We start from the raw sequence: 16,978 nt of genomic DNA on the forward strand, positions 1-16,978 counted from the left end.
ATGCCTTCGCCGGCCGGGATCAGCGTAGACGACGCCGTGTCCCGTGCCATCAAGACAGTCCTTGCCAGTCTGGAAGACTCCAAGGCCGAAAATATTGTCTCAATCGACATTCAGGGGAAATCGAGCCTCGGCGACTATATGGTTGTCGCGTCGGGCCGATCGCACCGTCATGTCTCGGCTGTCGCCGACCATCTCCTCAAGGCGCTCAAGGATGCCGGCCTCGGCACGGCGCGCGTCGAGGGGCTCTCCGGCGCCGACTGGGTCCTGATCGATTCGGGCGATATCATCGTCCACGTCTTCCGCCCCGAAGTCCGCGAATTCTACAATCTCGAAAAGATGTGGCAGGCGCCGGATCTCGAGGAAGAGACCCTTCACTAGGCTGCTTGTGCCGTTGCCCGGAAGTCGGATTTCGCCTTTGGGTGACATGCATTAACGGCTTATAGAGGCGGGATGAAGATTTCAGTTCATGCCGTGGGCCGAATGAAAGCCGGCCCCGAGAGGGAATTGGCCGACCGCTATTTCGAGCGCTTCGCCAAGAGCGGGCCGGCGGTCGGGCTCGAATTCTCCGGGGTCACCGAGATTGCCGAGGGCCGCGCGCAAAGCGCCAGCGAACGCCAGCGTGACGAGAGCTCGAGGCTGCAGGCGCAGTTGCAGCAGGGCACGGCCCTTATCCTGCTCGATGAGCGCGGCAAGAGCCTTTCCTCGCAGGATTTCGCCGATCGTATCGGACAGTTGCGCGATGGCGGGCGCAAGGCGCTGGTGCTCGCCATAGGCGGCGCCGATGGTCACGACCCATCGCTGCGCGGCCAAGCCGATCTGGTGCTGTCGTTCGGTGCGCTGACCTGGCCGCATCAGCTGGTGCGCGTGATGGTGGGGGAGCAGCTCTACAGGGTGGCGACGATCCTGTCAGGCCACCCCTATCACAGATCCTGAAAGCTCCCGGATCGCACCGAATTCCGCCCCAATGCCGCGCGAGACCGGGCTGGGACTATTTTTCCATGTGCATGCCGTTATCCCAGGACAACCGCGCGGTTCTGGGCGACAGGCGTCAACATGGTTGATGGTTCGTTAACGAAGCCGCGGATAGAATCGACCGGGAATGTCTGAAGGCTGGAAATCGACACCGGGCTCAACAAGGGGCTCATCAACCGGGCGCTTCTGGCGCGCGCGTTGCGGCGTCGCGGCGGCTGCGATCCTTTTGTCGTTCCACGCGGCACGGGCCGAGAACACGCTCGACATGGCGCCCGATCCGGACCAGAGCCGCGCCGAGTACGAACAGGTCTCCAAGGAAATAACGCTGTCGTCGGAACGGCTGGCCAAGCTCGCCGCCGATATCGCCGCGGTCAAGAAGGACCATGCGTCGATCACCGCCGCGCTGATCCAGTCGGCGATGACCGAGCAGAAGCTTGGCCAGGACATCGAGGATATCGGCGCCAAGCTGGAGGGGCTGAAGGGCCAGCAACAGAAGATCCGTGCCTCGCTTGTGGCGCGGCGCGACGTGCTGGCCGAAGTGCTGGGCGCGTTGCAGCGCATGGGCCTCAACCCGCCGCCGGCGATCCTGGTCAAGCCGGAGGACGCGCTGTCGTCGGTGCGCAGCGCCATCCTGCTCGGCGCCGTGGTGCCGGAATTGCGCCAGCAGACCGACAGCCTGCTGGCCGACCTCAAGGAGCAGACCCGGGTGACGGCCTCGATTGAGGCCGAACGGGCGCGGCTGACGGAAGCGGTCGGCGAGCAGGTGGCGGAAAAGAAGCGGCTCGGCATGCTGCTCGAAGCCAAGCAGAAGCTCGAGGCCGATACGCAGGCGCAAATGGCGGCCGAACGGCAGCGTTCAGAGCAACTGGCGGCCAAGGCCTCCAGCCTGAAGGACCTGATCGCCTCGCTCGAAGCGCAGGCCGACAAGACCCGCAAGGCCGCTGATGCCGCCAAGGCTGCCGCCGCGGGCCAGGCGGGTGACGATCAGACTGGCGGCGACACAACGGCATCGCTGGCGGCAATCCCTGTCCCCGAAGGCAACCGGCTCACCGCGACGGCTCCGTTCTCGGCGCTGCAGGGGCAAATCGCGCTGCCGGTCACCGGCCGCATCAAGCGCCGTTTCGGCGCCGATGACGGTAACGGCGCAGTGATGCTTGGCGACATGCTTGCGACACAATCGGGAGCCATCGTTACCGCGCCGGCGGATGGGAATGTGCTTTATGCGGGGCCGTTTCGCTCCTATGGTCAACTCTTGATCCTCAATGCCGGCGACGGTTATCATGTCGTTCTGGCGGGGATGAGCAGAATCAGCGTCGTGACTGGCCAGTCGGTGCTCGCAGGAGAGCCGGTCGGCGCGATGGGAGAGGCCCGGGTGGCAAGCACCTCGGTTTCGAAGAATGTAAATGCCACGCCGGAACTCTATGTCGAGTTCCGCAAGGATGGAAAACCCGTCGATCCGGCCCCATGGTGGGCGGACCGTTTTTCTGGAAGGACGTGAAATGATGCGGAAACTGTCGCTTCTGTTTGCCGGTGCGCTGATGGGCGCGTCCGCCATGAGCCTTGTCTATGGTGCTCCTGGCTCGTCGGCGAACGCTGCGGGATCGGAGACCTACAAGCAGCTGGCGATCTTCGGCGACATCTTCGAGCGGGTCCGGGCGCAATATGTCACGCCGCCCGACGACAAGTCGCTGGTCGAGAACGCCATCAACGGCATGCTTTCCTCGCTCGATCCGCACTCTTCGTACATGAACGCTGAACAGGCGCAGGATATGCGCGTGCAGACCAAGGGCGAGTTCGGCGGCCTCGGCATCGAGGTCACCATGGAGAACGACCTGGTCAAGGTGATCACGCCGATCGACGACACACCTGCCGCCAAGGCCGGCGTGCTGGCAGGTGACTACATCGCCAAGATCGACGGCGAAGAGGTCCGCGGCCTGACGCTCAACGACGCGGTCGACAAGATGCGCGGCCTGGTCAACACGCCGATCAAGCTCACCATCCTGCGCCAGGGCGCCGACAAGCCGATCGAGTTGACGGTGGTGCGCGACATCATCAAGGTCAAGGCGGTCAAGTTCCGTGTCGAGAACGACATCGGCTACATGAAGATCACCTCCTTCACCGAAAAGACCTATGACGACCTCGAGAACGCCATCGAGACCATCAAGAAGCAGGTGCCGGACGACAAGCTGAAGGGCTATGTGCTCGACTTGCGCCTCAATCCGGGTGGTCTGCTCGACCAGGCGGTGAGCGTGTCCGACGCCTTCCTGAAGCGCGGCGAGATCGTCTCGACGCGCGGGCGCGATCCCAAGGACGTCACCCGCTTCGACGCCAAGCCGAAGCAGACCGACGACATCAACGGCAAGCCGATGATCGTGCTCGTCAATGGCGGCTCGGCCAGCGCTTCCGAAATCGTTGCCGGCGCGCTGCAGGATCTGCGCCGCGTCACCGTGGTCGGCACGCAGTCCTTCGGCAAGGGTTCGGTGCAGACCATCATTCCGCTCGGCGAGAATGGCGCGCTCCGGCTGACGACGGCGCTCTATTACACGCCGTCGGGCAAGTCGATCCAGGGCAAGGGCATCACGCCCGACATCAAGGTCGACCAGCCTCTGCCGCCGGAACTGCAGGGCAGGGACCTGACGCGCGGCGAGTCCGATCTCAAGGGCCATATCAAGGGCGCCGACGAGAGCTCGACGGGATCGGGCTCGGCAGCCTATGTGCCGCCGGATCCGAAGGACGATCTGCAGCTGATCTTCGCCGAGCAGCTGCTGCGCGGCGAGAAGACCGATCCGGCCTTCCCGCCCAATCCGGAAAAGGCCGTGCTCAACCAGTAAAATTCACGGCCAGCAACAGTCTGGCCGCCTGAACGAAGCAATGCGATGCTGCCGGGGCCGAAAGGTTCCGGCAGTTTGATTCGGGGGCAAGGCAAGGCCTCCAGATATGGCGCCAGGGGTGCGCCGGGGTTGATGAATTTGCGCATGTCCTGCCGAAGGGTCGCCTTCGGAACCGTGCGCTCCGGGGACAAGGCTTGGCTGATATCGGCAAGGACATCGAACGCCCGCTTGGACAGACCGTCCGGGTGCCGCGCGCCGCCGGCAAGGTCAGCCCGGGCATTGTCGCGGCGAGCGTTGTCGTATTGGCGGTGGTCGGCGTTTCAGCCGCGATCGCGCTCCGGGAAAAGCCGTTTCGCAAGCCGCAAGAGGTCGCCGTTTCGACGCCGAAAGTGACGGCGCCCGAGCCTGCCGCCGCGCCATCCGCTTTGGCCCCGGTCGCGGCGCCAAAGGTCGAAACGCCAGCCAAGACCGGTGGTCCGCAGATCATCCATGTGCAGAAGCAGGAGGGCGATGGTCCTCCGCAGGCGGCCATCGTCATTCGCGACCCGTCGAGCATCGGGCAGAACCTGAAGATCGCGCATCTTCCCGACAAGGCGCTGATCGAAGCCAGCGATAGCGGACCCTTGCCGATACGCTCCGCAGACGGAAGGCGGCCGTTCGATGTCTATGCGCGGCCATGGTCCGGTGCGCGCGGTGCGCGGGTGGCGATCGTCATTGGCGGGCTTGCCGTCTCCCAGACCGGCACCCAGGCGGCGATCGCCAAGCTGCCCCCTGAAGTGACGCTGGCCTTCGCGCCGCAGGGCAACAGCATTGGCCGCTGGATGCAGGCCGCCCGACAGGGCGGCCACGAGATCGTCATGCAGGTGCCGCTCGAACCGTTCGACTATCCCAACGTCAACCCCGGCCGCAACACGCTGACGGTGGCGGCGAGTGCCGAAGAGAATCTCAAGAACCTGCACTGGGCGCTGTCGCGAACGACGAACTATACCGGTGTCATGAACTATATGGGCGCCCGTTTCTCCGCCGATCCGGCGGCGATGGAGCCGTTCATGGCCGAACTCGGCAAACGGGGGCTTGCCTATGTCGACGATGGCTCGTCGGCGCGCAGCCTGGCGCCCGACCTGGCGCTGAAGGATGGCGTGCCCTTCGTCGCTGGCGACACGGCGATCGATGCGGTGCAGGATCGCGGCGCCATCCTGAAGAAACTGGACAGTCTCGAAGCCACCGCGCGGGCCAAGGGCACCGCCGTCGGCATCGGCTCGGCCTTCGACCTGACCGTCGACACCGTTGCGTCCTGGATTGCCGAGGCCAGGAAGCGCGGCATCGAGATCGTGCCGATTTCGGCGGTGGCCATAGACCCGCAAAAAGGCTAGCCACGCCTGGCCGCGAACCGCTCGGAGGACAGATAATGGCAAAGACGAAAAAGGTCGACCGCGAAGCGCTGCCTTATCGTCCCTGTGTCGGGCTGATGATCCTCAATGGCGAAGGCCTGGTCTGGGTCGGGCATCGTATTGTCGAACCCGACAGCGAATTCGCAGGCGCGACGCAGCTCTGGCAGATGCCGCAAGGCGGCATCGACAAGGGCGAGGAGCCGCTGCAGGCCGCGGAGCGGGAGCTCTATGAGGAAACCGGCATGCGCGGCGTCTCGCTGCTCGCCGAGGCTCCGGACTGGATCAACTACGATCTGCCGGACCATCTGGTCGGCATTGCCCTGAAAGGGCGGTATCGCGGCCAGACGCAGAAATGGTTCGCCTTCCGCTTTCATGGCGATAGCGACGAAATCCAGATCAATCCGCCGCCGGGTGGCCACACCGCCGAATTCGACAAATGGTCGTGGCGGCCGATGCGGGACCTGCCCGACCTGATCGTGCCGTTCAAGCGCAAGGTCTATGAAGACGTGGTGGCGGCGTTCCGGCATCTCGTGCCGTAGCTGGACGACCGGCGGCCATGGTTCGAAGGGCCGCAGTTGCCGCGCCGGCCCAGCGGTCCTATTGATGCTTATCCGCCACAAGGAGGGTCGCCATGAACGACGCCCCTACAAAATTGCTGCCCGAGGACGTTGTTGCCATAAGTGAAGCGGCGGCCGGAGCAATCCTGACCATCGATCTCGATGCGATCCGCGAAAACTACCGGCGACTGAAGACAAGGCTGGGCAGCGTGCGCTGCGCCGGCGTGGCCAAGGCCGACGCCTATGGTCTCGGTGCCGCGCAGGTGGCATCGGCCTTGATGAAAGAAGGCTGCGACGTCTTCTTCGTCGCGCTGCTGGCCGAAGGCATCGCGCTGCGCGAGGTGGTTGGGAGCGAACCGGAAATCTACGTGCTGAATGGACTGCCGCCGGGTTCCGAGCCGGAAGCGGTGGCGGCCGGCCTGTGCGCGGTGATCAACAGCGGTGCGCAGTTGAAGGCCTGGAGCGCGGCCGCGCGTGACGCCAGGCGCCGGCTTCCGGCCGCCATCCAGGTCGACAGCGGCATGTCGCGGCTTGGCATGGCGCCAGCCGAGGTCGAGGCCGTGGCCAAGGATACCGGCGCGCTCGATGGAATCGATGTCAGATATGTGATGAGCCATCTGGCTTGCGCGGACGAACCGCGCCATCCGGCCAACGAAGAACAGCGGCTGGCTTTCGAGCGGCTGCGCGCCATGCTGCCTGAGGTGCCTGCTTCGCTTGCCAACTCCTCCGGCATCTTTCTTGGTCCGCCCTATCACTATGATCTCGCCCGGCCGGGGGCGGCGCTCTACGGCATCAATCCGACGCCAGGCGCACCCAATCCAATGCTGCCCGTGGTCCGGCTGCAAGCCAAGGTGGCGCAGACGCGCCGGGTCGAAAAAGGCACCGGTATCGGCTACGGACACACTTACTACGCGGACGGCCCGTTGAGCCTGGTGACGATTTCGTTCGGCTATGCGGATGGCTGGCTGCGGCGTTCCGCCTCGGCAGCCTGGTTCGAAGGCATACGCCTGCCTTTCCTCGGGCGCGTGTCTATGGATTCGATCATTCTCGATATTTCCGCAGTGCCGCCCGGCAGGCTGCGCGAGGGTGATCTTGTCGAGCTGCTGGGTCCTTCGCAGAGCGTCGACGATGCCGCCGGCCATGCCGGCACCATCGGCTATGAAATCCTGGCCAGTCTTGGTCCCCGCTTTCACCGGCGCTATGTCGGCGGTTGAGCGGTTTGGCCACGCTTGACAAGCGGGCGCCTGTCGGCAAGGTTCGGGGCATGAGCAACCTCGCTTACATCAGAACCTTGTTCAGGGTCTGCCCGATCGCGGGATCGTAGCCCCGGCGCGGCCGCCTTTTGGCGTCCGTCCGTACCGGGGCATCCATACATCCAAAATCGCCATCAAGCCGTCCAGCCTTTTGCCGCTGGCGGCTTTTCGTAGCGCCGCCAGCGTGGCGGCAGGCGCGCATTCGTTCGACGCGCCGATCCATGAGGTTTGCCATGCAACATGCAACAGGACTGCGCCCAAGCAGCCAGATACTGATCAGCAACACCGACCATGACAGGTTGACAGGCCTGGCGAGGGCCTTGCTCGACCGTGCCCCCGAGACGGCCGAGGAACTGCTTTCGGAAATGGACCGGGCCATCATCACGGACGCGGCGACGATGCCGGCCGGCGTGGTGCGCATGGGTTCGATCGTGACGGTCCGCACCGAGGGCGGCGATACCCAGCGCATCACGCTGGTCTATCCCGGCGAAGCCGACATTGCCGAAAACAGGATTTCGGTGCTGACGCCGATGGGAACGGCGCTCATCGGAGCGGCGATCGGGCAGACGGTGTGCTGGAGCAGTCGTGACGGCCGTGAACTGTCGGTGACGATCGAAGCCGTCGACTCGCCGGCCTCCGGCCAGCAGCGGCGCTGATCGTGGAGGCGGTGATGACGAGCACGAATTGCTGCCTGACGACGAAAGACTTCGCTGTCCTCGAAGTCATGCTGGAGCGCCGGCGGGCATTCGCGGATCCGGTCGTGCACATGCTCGAATACAAGCTTTCAAGCGCCGACGTCGTCCCGATCGATTCGGTCGGCCCCGATATCGTCACGCTGAACAGCAGGGTGGTGTTCAGCGTCGACGCCGGTCACGCCGAGACGCGCACCCTGGTGCAGAACGAGGTGCGCGGACCGGTCGGCTCGAGCCTGTCGGTGGCAACCAGGCGAGGGCTCTGCATGCTTGGCATGGCGCAAGGCCAAACGGCTTCGATCGAGCACGCCGATGGCCGGCGGGAGTCGATCCTCATCAAGGCCGTGCTTTACCAGCCGGAGGCTGCCCGGCGCGCGGTCAGGCAGAAAGACCGGGCAGACGGGCAGCGACCGCATGGGCTCACTCTCGTCTATAGCGCCGCAGCCGATTGGCGGCCTCTTGGCGAGACGGCCGGAATGCGGCAGACAGAAGACGACGACCCCGGTCCCTCGGCGGCGTGAATAGGCCACAGCGCATGGTTCTCGAAAATCGGCATCGATTTTCACCTGGGATCATGCGCAAATCGAGAAATGCGGTCGCGACCACGGGCGTCTTGGGGACGCGCGGCGCGCAAGGAGTGAACGATGAAGATCATGGTGCTGGGCAGTGGCGTCATCGGGGTGACCACGGCCTACTATCTCGCCGAGGCTGGCCATGAGGTGACGGTGATCGATCGCCAGAAAGGCCCGGCACTGGAGACCAGCTTTGCCAATGCCGGTGAGATTTCGCCCGGTTATGCCTCGCCCTGGGCCGGCCCCGGCATTCCGCTCAAGGCGATCAAATGGCTGTTGATGAAGCATGGTCCGCTGGTGGTGCGGCCGGCTTTCGATCCGCATATGTGGACCTGGCTGGTCAAGATGCTGCGCAACTGCACGGCCGAGCGCTATGCGGTCAACAAGTCGCGCATGGTGCCGCTGGCCGAATACAGCCGCGACACGCTGAAGGCGCTGCGCGAGGCGACCGGCATCACCTACGACGAGCGGACCCAGGGCACGCTGCAGCTGTTCCGCACGCAAAAGCAGCTTGATGGCACGGCGGGCGACGTCGATGTGCTGAAGAAATATGGCGTGCCTTACGAAATCCTCGACCCGGAGGGCTGCATCGCGGCGGAACCGGCGCTGGCCGGCGTGCGTGAGAAATTCGTCGGAGGGCTGCGGCTGCCGCATGACGAGACCGGCGACTGCAAGATGTTCACCGACAAATTGACGGAACTATGCGTGGCGCGGGGCGTGAAGTTCGAGTACGACACGACGATATACCGCGTCATCCGCAGCCGTAACCGCATCGCCAACCTCAGCACCAGCAAGGGTTTCAAGGCCTCCGACGCCTATGTGATGGCGCTGGGCAGCTACTCGGCGGGCTTCATGCGTCGCATGAAGCGGTCGATCCCGGTCTATCCGGTCAAGGGCTACTCGATCACCGTGCCGATCAAGGATGCCGACTTGGCGCCTGTGTCGACGGTGATGGACGAAACCTACAAGGTGGCGATCACCCGGCTGGGCGACCGCATCCGCGTCGGCGGCACGGCCGAGATCTCCGGCTTCGACCTCAGGCTGCATGAATCGCGGCGCCGCACGCTCGAACATTCGGTCGGCGATCTCTTTCCAGGCGCCGGCGCCATGCGCGAGGCGACCTTCTGGTGCGGTCTGCGGCCGATGACACCGGATGGGCCACCGCTGATCGGCCGCACCGAGCTTTCCAATCTCTATCTCAACACCGGCCATGGCACGCTCGGCTGGACCATGGCCTGCGGCTCGGCCAAGGTGCTGGCCGACATCATGTCGAACCGGGTGCCCGAGATCGATGCCCGTGCGCTGGCGCAGGAACGCTACCTGAAATAGGAGCGGGCTTCCTTCGGCATGTTGGGTGGATGCAATTCCGGACGGAAAACCGCTTCACACTTTTCCTGGAATTGGATCAGAACGCCTGCCTGACCCAGGCCTCGTCGAACAGCAGCCGGTAGGCCCAGGGGATCGTCACCTCGGTGGAAACCGGGTTCGAGTGGGCGAGATAGTCGTCATAGATCGGCTTCATCCTGACATAGAAGGCGGGATCGAGCACCATCATGCCGTTCTCTGAATCGTGGAAGAAACTGCGGTTGTTGAGGTTGACCGAGGAGATGGCGACCAGCCTTTCGTCGATCATCATGATCTTGGAATGCAGCACCACATCCGGCGCCTTGAACTCGCGTATGTCGATGCGGTCGCCATATTTCTCGACAAACAGCTTGTTGAGCGCGGTGAGAAACTTGCCGCCGATATCGCCCTTGAGATCGATGCGGCCGACAATGTCGATCTTGACGCCGCGGGCGAGTGCCCGGTCAAAGGCTCGGGCGAGGCTCGGCGTCAGATTGAGGTAGGGGTTGACGATCTGGATATGGTGCTGGGCGGCGTCGACCAGCTCGACGAAATAATCCTCCAGCGCATGGTCGTCCTCATAGGGCACGGAAATGAAATGCCGGGCGTTGCCCCGGGGGCGGCCATCGGCGCGAACCGGGACGGAGAAGGGGCGGGCCAGATTGGTGTCGGCATCGCGCAGCCATATCGTCGACAGATGCGCGGCGAGTGTCTCGACCGTCGGCCTGTCCGCGAACTCGATGTCGAAGTCGCTCCAGTTCGAATAGTAGTTCAGCGAAAAGCCGTCGGTCTTGCCGTATTGCTGCAGGTCCGGATAGCGCGACAGATCGATCGGCTGGTGGAACAGGAAGCCGTCATGGATGTTGCGGCCGCCTATGATGACGCGCGAGCGCGCGGGGTCCTGCGCCAGCGTCGCCAGCATCTTGATGTGATGGGTCTTGTGCAGTTGCGATATCTGCTCGTCGATCGGGGCGCCATGATCGGCGCGCCAGCGGTATTCCTGTAGCTGGACGTTGGGGAACTCAGCCGCCAGCCGGTGCAGCATGGCATCGTCCTTGTCGCGTTCCAGCACATCGGTGACCATGATGCGCACCTTGGTGCCAAGGGCCGCATGATGGCGGATCAACCGTTCGATGATGCGGCCGGAAAAGTCCGCCTTGAATTCAAGTGAGGACAGATAGATCAGCTTCAGCCTTGGCGCCCTGGAGAAATCGAGCGGCAGTTCCGGGTCGCCCTTGTCTATCGCCGCATCGGACAGCGGCGCGCCCATCAGCGCCTCGACCTTGGCGTTGAAGCCCTCGCGCGACTTGCGCAGCAGCTTGGGCGCGCCGATCGGCATGGCGCAGGTCTGCGACAGCCAGCGGCTGGCATAGAAGGCGCGCTCAAGCGCGTCGAGGCCGGCGCTGTCGGGAACCGGGCAACGCTGGTAGCGGCTGTCGAAGCTGGCGAGTGCTGGATCGGCGGTCTCTTCGCGCCGGATGGTAAGCGGAGCGCCCGCCGGGTCAAGGCTGGAGCGGATCCTCGCCGTGCAGCGGCTCAGGCTGTCGCCAGGAAACAGGCTGACCGCATCGTCCTCGCCCGACAGGCGAAAGCGGAATGCCGCGCCGGCGGTGATGGTGCGGGAGGCTCCAGCGGTCCGGATCGCCAATGCGCCGTCGCAGGTGCTCTCGATGTCGGCAGGCTGCTTGCCGGCCTGGCGCACGACGATTTCGGTGCTGCGTGCCTGCAGGCCGGAGAAATCGAAAGTCCTGGGTGCCGAGGCGCGCGCGGACGGATCGATGTAGAGCGTCTGCCGGGACATCCGCCAGCGTCCGGCGAAATGGCCTTCGCCGCTGCCGCCGCCGGTTGGCAGCAGATGCGCCTTGGCGACCGGTTCGGCCAGTTGCTGCAGCGTCGAATAGGTCGCCTGGAAATCGCGATTTTGGACATCGCGGCGGTTGCGCCCGAAAGGGCCGGTGCCGTTGGCGCGATCCATGGCGCCAAGCTGGTTGTGGGCGAGCAGTGCCAGGAACCGTCTTTCATAGTCGTTGGTGCCTGCATCGCCGAAAAACCGCGACGCTGCCACCTGTGGCCCGGGCGTGCTGGCCGACGGCGAGGGCGGTGTGCAGGTTTCCTGCCCAGGCAGGAGGTCGCAGGCATCGCGGCCTGCGTCGGCACAGCCGGCAAGAGCCGCCAATCCGAACAGGGCAAGGATGATGGGTATGCGGCGATTCAACCGGCGGCTCCGGTCTTCATGCCGTTCAACTGCGCCGGGTCGCGCGGCGGCATGAAGCCCTGCGGAAAAACCTTGCAGATGGGGATGGCGAAAGTCGCGATCAGCAATTCCGCCTCATCGCGCATCTTGCGGGGCGCCGTCTTGTCGTCGCGGATCGTCCTGGCCGAGGCGACGAGAGCGCCGTCGCAGTCGCAGTGATTGTGACGGGCGATGTAGCAGGCGTCATGGGTCCGGCACACCGCATCGAGGCGGTTGACCGGCTGGGCCGACAGATCGCCGGTGCGGGTACCGGGGCCGCAGTAATTGCCGATAACGAAAGGCGAGGGCCGGGCCATGACGTAGCGGATCGGTTTGGGCAATTGGGCTTCCGGCACCTTCGTCCATGGATTGGCGCAGGCCGAGACGAAAACCAGCGGCAGGATGGCAAGAACGGCTCGCATTTTTATCCGCGCCAGCTTTCTGAACGATGTTCCCCACCCGGTGGCCCTGCCTCGTGGCCGACGACCGCATGCCTGATGCCACACTGGTCGGTTTTATGGCAAGGAAAAGGCGGCGTGTTTCACCTTGCCGTGTTATTGTCGCGGCCGCATACCTGCCTTAGTCAAGGCGCAAATCACGTCGTGGTATCTTGCGAGCACCAGTGATGCGTATCGGCTTTCCGGCCATGGCTGTCGCGTTGCTGTTCTTTGTGTCGGCGGCCAATGCCGCCGACAAGACCGTCCATGACCACGACAACGGATTCTCGCTGACTTTTCCGGAGGAATGGACCAACGAGCCGCCTTCCGGCGAGACGATGCGGCTGAAGGTAAAGTCCGGCGACCAGGGCCTTACCTGTCGGGTATCGGTCGGCCGCTACGACCCGCAGGCGTCCGGCTCGCCGGCCGATCCCAAGGCATTCATGGAAACGGAATGGTCAGGGGAAGCCTGGCAGGAGATGGTCGGAGCCGCCTTCGACTCGGCCGTTTTCAGCAGCGACAAGTTGATACGGTTCCCGGATGGCTATCCGGCACGCATGGCCGACATGGATTTCCGGATCGACGACGGCAACGCCGGTTTCCCTGGCCACGCCAAGGTCGTGCTTTCGATCCGCGGCATGCACTTCGGCCTCGTGACGTGTGGGCTCACGGGCGACACTGTCGAGCAAACCAAGCAGAAATGGGCACCGCTGGCCGATGAGGCCGAACGGGTGGCGGGCTCGTTCATTCTCGATGGCCCCTGACGGCGCTTCTGCGGCGGTCTATCGTTTCAGGGAAGCGCCGAGCCGCTGCAGATTTCTGCTTTGACGCAATTCCCTGGGGAAAGCGCTACGCGCTTTTGCCAGGGAAAGCCGCTTTCTTGGAATTGTTTCACTGGAAGAGGCTTCTTTCTCGCTCAACCGCCTTGGTGATGAAGCTGGCGACGATCTGGATGCGACGCAGCGGCCTGACCGATTCGTGATAGACCAGCCAATAGGCGCGGCGGATGGGCGCCACCACATCGACCGCCACCAGTTCCGGCATCGAACGCGCGACGAAGGTGTGCAGGATGCCGATGCCGGCGCCCGAGCGCACCGCTTCGGCCTGGCCGAGGGCGGAGGAAATGGCGAAGCTGGTGCGCCAGTCGGCGCTGAACTCGGCCGCGTAGTCGAGCGATGGGCTGACGATAAGATCCGGAACATAGCCGATGAGCGTGTGCTGGCCGAGTTCGGCCGCGGTCCTGGGCAGACCATTGGAATCGGCATAGGCCCGCGACGCAAACAGGCCGAGCGAATAGTCAACCAGCTTTCCGGCCACCAGCCGGCCCTCCGTCGGCCGCTCGACGGTGATGGCGATGTCGGCCTCGCGCCGGGACAGGGAGAAGGAACGCGGGACCGGCACGAGTTGGATCGTCAGTTCGCGATGCAGTGCGGTCAGTTCGCCGAGGCGCCTGGCCAGGAAGGCGACGCCGAAGCCGTCCGGTGCTCCGATGCGCACCGTGCCCGAAACGTCGTCCTCGCCGGCAATGGTCGAGCGCGCGGCGATCATGTCGCCCTCCATGCGCTCGGCAATATCGAGGAAGCGCTCGCCGGCGGGCGTCAGTTCGCTGCCGGTGGTCAGGCGGCGAAACAGCTTTGTGCGCAGCGCGTCTTCGAGCGCGGCGATGCGCCGCGAGACGGTGGCGTGGTTGAGCTCCAGCCGCCTGGCGGCGCCAAGGATCTGGCCGGCGCGGGCGACGGCGAGGAAGATGCGGACGTCATCCCAGTTCATGGGAAGCCCTCAGGAGATGTCTTGCGGCCGCTATTTGCGAGAATTGATGCGCGGTCGTCAATCGATATCTAATTTTCGCACAACGGTTGCGTTCTCCCTCGCGTTGCCTTCGCCCCCGCAAAGGCGGACAATGCGGCATCACAAACCCAGGGAGAGAAATCATGATCGAATACGGTCATTTCATCGGCGGCAAGCGTGTCGCCGGCACCAGCGGCCGCAAGCAGGATGTCATGCAGCCGATGGACGGCTCCGTGCGCGGCACGGTGGCGCTGGCCTCGCAGGCGGAACTGCGCGCGGCGGTCGAGAATGCCAAGGCGGCGCAGCCGAAATGGGCCGCCACCAACCCGCAGCGTCGCGTGCGCGTGCTGATGAAATTCCTCGAACTGGTCGCCCGCGACTATGACGAACTGGCCGACATACTGGCGCGCGAGCACGGCAAGACGATCGCCGACGCCAAGGGTGACATCCAGCGCGGCCTTGAAGTGGTGGAGGTCTGCATCGGCGCGCCGCATATGATGAAGGGCGAGTTCACCGATGGCGCCGGCCCCGGCATCGATGTCTATTCGATGCGCCAGCCGCTCGGCGTCGTCGCCGGCATCACGCCGTTCAACTTCCCGGCGATGATCCCGCTGTGGAAGATCGCGCCTGCGATTGCATGCGGCAACGCCTTCATCCTGAAGCCGTCCGAGCGTGATCCGGGCGTGCCGATCCGCATCGCCGAATTGTTCCTCGAGGCTGGGCTGCCGGCAGGCATCCTCAACGTCGTCAACGGCGACAAGGAAGTCGTCGACGCCATCCTCGACGATCCCGACATCAAGGCCGTCGGCTTCGTCGGCTCGACGCCGATCGCGCATTACATCTATTCGCGCGGCACGGCCGCCGGCAAGCGCGTGCAGTGCTTCGGAGGCGCCAAGAACCACATGATCATCATGCCCGACGCCGACATGGACCAGACCGTCGACGCGCTGATCGGCGCCGGCTACGGCTCGGCCGGCGAACGCTGCATGGCGATCTCGGTCGCGGTTCCGGTCGGCAACGATACCGCCAACAGGCTGATGGAGAAGCTGGTTCCACGTGTCGAAAGCCTGAAGGTCGGCCCGTCGACGGATTCGGCCGCCGATTTCGGCCCGCTGGTGACGGCGCAGGCGCTGGAGCGCGTGAAGGGTTATGTCGACACCGGCGTCAAGGAAGGCGCCAAGCTGGTCGTCGACGGCCGCGGCTTCAAGATGCAGGGCTACGAGAACGGCTACTACATGGGCGGCTGCCTCTTCGACAACGTCACGGCAGACATGCGCATCTATAAGGAAGAGATCTTCGGGCCGGTGCTCTCGGTGGTGCGCGCCCCGACCTATGAGAGCGCGATCAAGCTCGCCAACGACCACGAAATGGGCAATGGCGTCGCCATCTTCACCCGCGACGGCGACGCCGCGCGTGACTTCGCAAGCCGTGTCCAGGTCGGCATGGTCGGCGTCAACGTGCCGATCCCGGTGCCGATCGCCTATTACACGTTCGGCGGCTGGAAGGCGTCGTCCTTCGGCGACCTCAACCAGCATGGCTCGGACGCCTTCCGCTTCTACACCAAGACCAAGACGGTGACCTCGCGCTGGCCGTCCGGTATCAAGGACGGCGCGGAATTCGTCATCCCGACGATGAACTAAGGTCTGATGTCTGTTTCACGATCAGGGCGCGGCTTTTGTCGCGCCCTTTTTGCATGACATCACACCGTTGGAATCGTGCCGCCATCGATGACGTATTCGGTGCCGTGGATCGCCGAGGCGCGGTCGGAGACGAGGAAAGCCACCAGTTCGGCGACCTCTTGCGGCCATGCCGGCCGGCCGATCGGGATGCCGCCCAGCGCATCCATGATGCCCTGGCGGGCGGTTGCCTCATCCGAACCCGAGTGGGATGCCAGCCGCTTCACCATGGCTTCCGATGCGCTGGTGTGGATCCAGCCCGGGGCCACGCTGTTGACCCGGATGCCTTTCGGGCCAAGTTCCTTGGACAACGCCTTGCTGTAGGTTGAAAGGGCTGCCTTGGCCGCCGCATAGGCGATGGTGGATTCGTGCAGCGGCAGGCGGCGCTGGATCGACGATATGTGAATGATCACGCCCGCGCCTTGCTCGATCATGCCGGGAATCAGCAAGCGATCGAGCCGCACCGCCGCGAGCAGATTGAGGCTGAGCTCGTCCTGCCAGAGCTGATCGGTCAATCCGGCAAATCCGCCGCCGGGGCTCTTCGAACCGCCGACGCTGTGCACGATGATGTCGATGCCACCAAGCTGCTTCATTATAGCCGCGGCCACTGTCTCGGTACCCGCCAAGGTACTCACATCGGCCTGCACGAACAGCTTCTGCGATGATGCTTCGGTCGCTGAGCGGGCAGTGGTAAGAACGATCGCGCCTGCCGCCGAAAGCCTGCGCACGATGGCTTCGCCGGCGCCCTTGGTGCCGCCGGTGACCAGAACGCGCTTCCCGGCAAATTCCCGGTCGTCGAACGCAAATTTCTGGACGATGGTCATGCGCCGATCTCCAGCCGCGCGATCCGGTCGCCGGCCAGCGTGAAGACATAGTGGAGCGTCGCAGGGCTGCCTGGGAAATTGCCTGAGACGATGCCGGCGATCCGCCATGCATCGCCACGGACCGTCGCGTCGGCGACCTCGACGGTCACCCGGTATTTGCGTGTCGTCTCCTCCATCCAGCCGCGGATGGCGGCCGGACCCCGATGGGTTTCGCCTTCGTCCTTGACCGTGGCGTCGGACGCGAAGGGCGCCAGCATGGCATCGATGTCATGCCTGTTCTTGGCGGCGAAATAGTTGGCCAGCGGCTGCGGAAGGTTTGCGGTCATGGTGTCGTCTCCGGTGCGGGTTGCCGCCGCTGGCGGAGGCTGGCGGCGCTTGTCCGGCTTCTAAAATGAGATATGCTGGTGA

The 16,978-nt window shown here is 64.4% G+C and carries 17 protein-coding genes; 12 read left to right on the forward strand and 5 right to left on the reverse strand.

Annotation, left to right across the window (positions count from 1 at the left end):
* The 10 genes from rsfS to EB230_RS06685 all read left to right on the forward strand — a co-directional run bounded on the left by rsfS (position 1) and on the right by EB230_RS06685 (position 9,597).
* Positions 1-378, forward strand: a complete 378-nt coding sequence (gene rsfS / locus EB230_RS06640; protein ID WP_023766075.1) for a ribosome silencing factor — start codon at positions 1-3, stop codon at positions 376-378.
* Between the two features lie 72 nt (positions 379-450).
* A complete protein-coding gene (rlmH, locus tag EB230_RS06645) occupies positions 451-933 on the forward strand; it encodes a 23S rRNA (pseudouridine(1915)-N(3))-methyltransferase RlmH (RefSeq protein ID WP_056575241.1) in 483 nt (160 codons plus the stop codon).
* A 166-nt stretch (positions 934-1,099) separates the two neighbouring features.
* Positions 1,100-2,470: a murein hydrolase activator EnvC gene (locus EB230_RS06650; RefSeq protein WP_056575244.1), complete on the forward strand. Its 1,371-nt coding sequence runs from the start codon at positions 1,100-1,102 to the stop codon at positions 2,468-2,470.
* A 1-nt stretch (position 2,471) separates the two neighbouring features.
* On the forward strand, positions 2,472-3,803 hold the full coding sequence (locus EB230_RS06655; protein ID WP_056575247.1) for a S41 family peptidase: 1,332 nt from the start codon (positions 2,472-2,474) through the stop codon (positions 3,801-3,803).
* Between the two features lie 194 nt (positions 3,804-3,997).
* Positions 3,998-5,176: a divergent polysaccharide deacetylase family protein gene (locus EB230_RS06660; protein ID WP_172371888.1), complete on the forward strand. Its 1,179-nt coding sequence runs from the start codon at positions 3,998-4,000 to the stop codon at positions 5,174-5,176.
* A 35-nt stretch (positions 5,177-5,211) separates the two neighbouring features.
* Positions 5,212-5,733, forward strand: a complete 522-nt coding sequence (locus tag EB230_RS06665; protein WP_056575254.1) for an RNA pyrophosphohydrolase — start codon at positions 5,212-5,214, stop codon at positions 5,731-5,733.
* A 92-nt stretch (positions 5,734-5,825) separates the two neighbouring features.
* Entirely contained in the window at positions 5,826-6,965 is a 1,140-nt protein-coding gene (gene alr, locus EB230_RS06670) for an alanine racemase (RefSeq protein WP_172371889.1), read from the forward strand.
* A gap of 272 nt (positions 6,966-7,237) precedes the next feature.
* Entirely contained in the window at positions 7,238-7,660 is a 423-nt protein-coding gene (gene rnk / locus EB230_RS06675) for a nucleoside diphosphate kinase regulator (RefSeq protein WP_056576455.1), read from the forward strand.
* 14 nt (positions 7,661-7,674) lie between these two features.
* A complete protein-coding gene (locus EB230_RS06680) occupies positions 7,675-8,217 on the forward strand; it encodes a hypothetical protein (protein ID WP_056576458.1) in 543 nt (180 codons plus the stop codon).
* A 123-nt stretch (positions 8,218-8,340) separates the two neighbouring features.
* Positions 8,341-9,597, forward strand: a complete 1,257-nt coding sequence (locus EB230_RS06685; RefSeq protein ID WP_172371890.1) for a D-amino acid dehydrogenase — start codon at positions 8,341-8,343, stop codon at positions 9,595-9,597.
* A 76-nt stretch (positions 9,598-9,673) separates the two neighbouring features.
* On the opposite strand, the gene EB230_RS06690 is transcribed toward EB230_RS06685, so the two are convergent.
* A complete protein-coding gene (locus EB230_RS06690; protein ID WP_172371891.1) occupies positions 9,674-11,827 on the reverse strand; it encodes a phosphatidylserine/phosphatidylglycerophosphate/cardiolipin synthase family protein in 2,154 nt (717 codons plus the stop codon).
* Complete coding sequence (locus tag EB230_RS06695; protein ID WP_172371892.1) at positions 11,824-12,267, reverse strand: hypothetical protein; 444 nt, start codon at positions 12,265-12,267, stop codon at positions 11,824-11,826. The genes EB230_RS06690 and EB230_RS06695 overlap by 4 nt, the downstream gene beginning before the upstream one ends.
* Before the next feature lie 203 nt (positions 12,268-12,470).
* Here EB230_RS06695 and EB230_RS06700 point away from each other — a divergent pair, with 203 nt between their 5' ends.
* Positions 12,471-13,046: a hypothetical protein gene (locus EB230_RS06700; RefSeq protein ID WP_056575267.1), complete on the forward strand. Its 576-nt coding sequence runs from the start codon at positions 12,471-12,473 to the stop codon at positions 13,044-13,046.
* Between the two features lie 127 nt (positions 13,047-13,173).
* Here EB230_RS06700 and EB230_RS06705 read toward each other — a convergent pair whose 3' ends face one another.
* Positions 13,174-14,052: a LysR family transcriptional regulator gene (locus EB230_RS06705; protein ID WP_056575270.1), complete on the reverse strand. Its 879-nt coding sequence runs from the start codon at positions 14,050-14,052 to the stop codon at positions 13,174-13,176.
* A gap of 161 nt (positions 14,053-14,213) precedes the next feature.
* Between EB230_RS06705 and EB230_RS06710 the strand changes: the two genes are divergently transcribed.
* Positions 14,214-15,710, forward strand: coding sequence for a CoA-acylating methylmalonate-semialdehyde dehydrogenase (locus EB230_RS06710; RefSeq protein WP_056575272.1), 1,497 nt, complete (start codon positions 14,214-14,216; stop codon positions 15,708-15,710).
* Between the two features lie 59 nt (positions 15,711-15,769).
* Here EB230_RS06710 and EB230_RS06715 read toward each other — a convergent pair whose 3' ends face one another.
* Together EB230_RS06715 and EB230_RS06720 are read right to left on the reverse strand one after the other, a co-directional pair.
* The gene (locus EB230_RS06715; protein WP_172371893.1) at positions 15,770-16,570 is read right to left on the reverse strand and encodes an SDR family oxidoreductase; all 801 of its coding nucleotides are present in this window, start codon (positions 16,568-16,570) and stop codon (positions 15,770-15,772) included.
* Positions 16,567-16,896 (reverse strand): nuclear transport factor 2 family protein, encoded by a 330-nt coding sequence (locus EB230_RS06720; protein WP_056575278.1) that lies wholly within the window; start codon positions 16,894-16,896, stop codon positions 16,567-16,569. The genes EB230_RS06715 and EB230_RS06720 overlap by 4 nt, the downstream gene beginning before the upstream one ends.
* Between the last annotated feature and the right edge of the window lie 82 nt (positions 16,897-16,978).

The organism is Mesorhizobium sp. NZP2234 (assembly GCF_013170765.1).
Taxonomy (GTDB): Bacteria; Pseudomonadota; Alphaproteobacteria; order Rhizobiales; family Rhizobiaceae; genus Mesorhizobium; species Mesorhizobium loti_D.